The sequence below is a fragment of the Streptomyces sp. S6 genome (genome assembly GCF_054880855.1).
Window position 1 is genome coordinate 1 of sequence record NZ_JBTYMC010000505.1, and the last position, 2,982, is coordinate 2,982.

Sequence of the window (2,982 nt, forward strand, 5' to 3'; positions counted from 1 at the left end):
ATCTTGGTGGCCAGCGCGGCGCCCAGCGCGAGCCCGGCGTGCGGGAGGTACAGCCCGGGACGCCGGTCCGCCCGCCACAGCAGCCACGCCGACGTCAGCAGGAACCCGGCCGCCGGGACGTCCAGCGTCGCCAGCGAACCGTGCGCGATCACGTCCGGCGAGAACGCGAACAGCGTGAGCGCGACGAACGCGCCGGCCCGTCCGGCGACGTCCCGCGCGAAGAAGAAGACGACCAGCCCGAACAGCAGCGTCAGCGCGATGACGGGCAGCCGCGCCCACAGCATCACGTCCCACGGATCGTTGCCGGACCCGTAGAGCAGGTGGCGGCCCAACTCGCCCTGGTCACCGGCGAATCGAGGATCGACGTGCGGATCGGCGAGGGCCACCCCGACGGCCACGACCAGCTTGCCCAGCGGCGGATGCTCGGGGTTGTAGCGGACCTCGTGGGCGTGGAGGTAGTCGGCGGCCGTCGCGACGTACACGGGCTCGTCGATCGTCGGCGTCTGCTCGACGGCCGTCGTCACCATGACGGCGGCCATCTGTCCGAGTAACAGAAGGACGAGGAGAGGCCCCCACCACCGGCGGGCCGACGTTCGCAGTGCTGTGCTCGTCATCTTCCGCCCTCGGTGACCGCGCGGGGCGGGAAGCGGCCCCGGCCCAAGCCAGCCCGCTCCCCGCCCCGCCGGACGTCACCGCCGCACGAGTCGTACCGACAGACCCTCCGCCGTGTAGTGGGGTACGGCCCGCAGGTGGGCCGAGTTCAGCTCCACCTTGTCGAACTGCCCGCGCAACTGCTTGGCGTGCAGGACGTGGACGACCGTCCCGGCGGCCGGCAGGTGCTTCGGGTCGAGGCGCAGCACCAGCTTGGCGCCCTTGCCGAGGTGGGCGCGGCCCGAGACGGTGACGTGCGTGCCGTGGCCCTTGTGGACGGTCACGTCGAGCGTCGCGGCGCCCTGCGCCCAGGCACCCCGCACCCGCAGCGGCAGCGCGGCGCCGAGCGTGCCGCCCGAGAGGGTGACGTCGCCCTGGCCGAGCGCGTTCGCGTGCCCGGCGACGAGCTTGCCCTCCTTGACGACCGTGCCGCCGTGGTAGGTGTTGTGGCCGGTGAGGGTGAGGGTGCCGGAGCCCTTCTTGGTGAGGCCGCCGTGGCCGTCGATGTCGTTGCGCCAGGCGTCCGCCGCGTGGAAGCCGTGCTTCGCCGCGTCCAGGGTGACCGTGACGTTCGACTCGAACGCGCCGTAGCCGTCCGCCGCCGCGAACAGGTTGATGCGGCCCCACTGCTCGAAGCCGTCCAGCAGGACGTACCCCGAGTCCACCGCCGTCGAGCGCAGCACCGCGCGGCGCTGCTCGGCCGTCAGGTAGGGCTGGCGGGTCTCCAGGAGGACCTCGGCGCCCTTCGGGACGGTCAGCGGGACACTGCGGCCCTTGCGGGTCTGGACGTACGTCAGCTTCGGCTCGACCAGGCGGGCGTTGGCCGCGCGGTCGGCGTACTTGTCGTGGGCGTCCGAGTGCGCGTACGCGAAGAGGGTGTCGGCGGTGGTGCCGGTCTTCTTCGTGAAGTACGCCAGCGCCTGGGCGCGCGCGGCGGCCTTCAGCTGCGCGTTGTCCGGGTCGGCGAGGGTGGCCGCGGCGAGCGCGGTGGCCATGATCCGGCCGCCGACCACGTCGACTGTAGAGTGCATGCCGGCCATGATCCGGGTGTGGCTCAGCTCGAAGGCGCGGGTCACGATCTCCTGGAACCGCTCCGGCACGGCGTACGCGTACGCGAGCGCCGCCAGGTGGAAGGCGTTGGTGTGACCGCTGGGGTAGCCGCCGTCCTCCTCGGGCTTGGTGCTGCGCTGGCGCAGGAGCTGCTTGACGACGACGACCTTCGAGTCGTAGACGGGGTACCCGAGTTCGTCGGTCTTCCCGGTGTCGACGACCTGGCTGTCCTCGTTCATCCGCCACGGCCGCGGGTACTGGTAGGCGGCCTTGCCGTGGTTGCCGGACGCGTACGTGCCGCGCAGGGTGTCGACGAGCGTGGCGACCAGGCCGAGGTCCGAGTCGTGGTTGCCGGCGCCGAGCGTGGAGCCGGCGGGCGCGTCGGCGGGGACGGCGTCGTCGATCTTCGCCGGCGGGGTGGTGGCCGGGGCGGCGGTGATCGAGGTGACCGCCTTGGCGCCGGTGCGGTAGAGCGCGGTCAGCGGGCCGAGGCCGCCGCTCGCCGCGTAGCTCTGGTGCTGGCGGTCGTAGACGAACGCCTCACGGGCCTGCGCCTCGGTGCGCTTGGTGGTGAGCTGGATCGAGTACCGCACGTTGGCGCGCAGCAGCTCGCGGTCGATCGGGGTGCCGGTGTTCCAGGCGGTGCCCGTCTTCCAGACCTTGGTCATCCCGCCGAGGACGCGCACCACGGCGTTCGTCTCGGGCGTGAGGTTCCCGGGGACGTTCGTCTTGTAGTCGTCGACGAAGGCCTTCGCCACGGCGGTCGCCGCGGAGGTCGCGGCCTTGGCGTCGGCGGCGCCGAGCCACGACACCAGCGTCGGCGCGGCCACCAGCGCGGCCGAGCCGCCCACGGACGTCTTGAGGAAGCGCCTTCTGTTCACTGCGGCGGGGGACGACATGCGTGTGCCTCTCTGGAAGTGACGGAGATCGTGCGATCGGCGCGGCTCGGAGGCAACTGCCGTCGACTGAGCCGGGTGACGCGTACGAAGATCTACGGCGGAGTCGTGACTGTTTCGGGTGAAAACGGCTACCGGACCATGTCCCGCAGGTGAACGGGAGGGTCCGGCAGTCTTCTCACGGCGAACACATATATAAGAGAGTCCGGCAGTAGGCGTCACTTCAGGCGTTTGGTGGTGGGGCGATCGTTCCAGCGGTAGCGCGGTGTCGCGTGGCGGATGAGCATACGCAGCGTGACGATTGCGGCGGCCAGGTAGAGGTAGAAGTCCACGACGCGGCTGCGTTTCTCGGTGCAGCGCCGCAGCTTGCCGAAGCCGTTCATCC

The 2,982-nt window shown here is 71.3% G+C and carries 2 protein-coding genes and 1 pseudogene; all 3 read right to left on the bottom strand.

Features of this window, described 5'->3' with window-relative positions; genetic code table 11:
- On the bottom strand, positions 1-614 hold a 614-nt coding region (locus tag ACVNF4_RS34400; RefSeq protein ID WP_461806793.1), incomplete at its 3' end, for a phospholipid carrier-dependent glycosyltransferase.
- Between the two features lie 75 nt (positions 615-689).
- Entirely contained in the window at positions 690-2,600 is a 1,911-nt protein-coding gene (locus ACVNF4_RS34405) for a phosphatase PAP2 family protein (RefSeq protein WP_461806794.1), read from the bottom strand.
- Positions 2,601-2,815: 215 nt separating this feature from the next.
- Positions 2,816-2,982: pseudogene (locus tag ACVNF4_RS34410) on the bottom strand (IS5/IS1182 family transposase); the annotation flags it as partial.

Coding starts and splice junctions, on each gene's coding strand:
- ACVNF4_RS34405 (WP_461806794.1), bottom strand. CDS start 2,600: ATGTCGTCCCCCGCCGCAGTGAACAGAAGGCGCTTCCTCAAGACGTCC.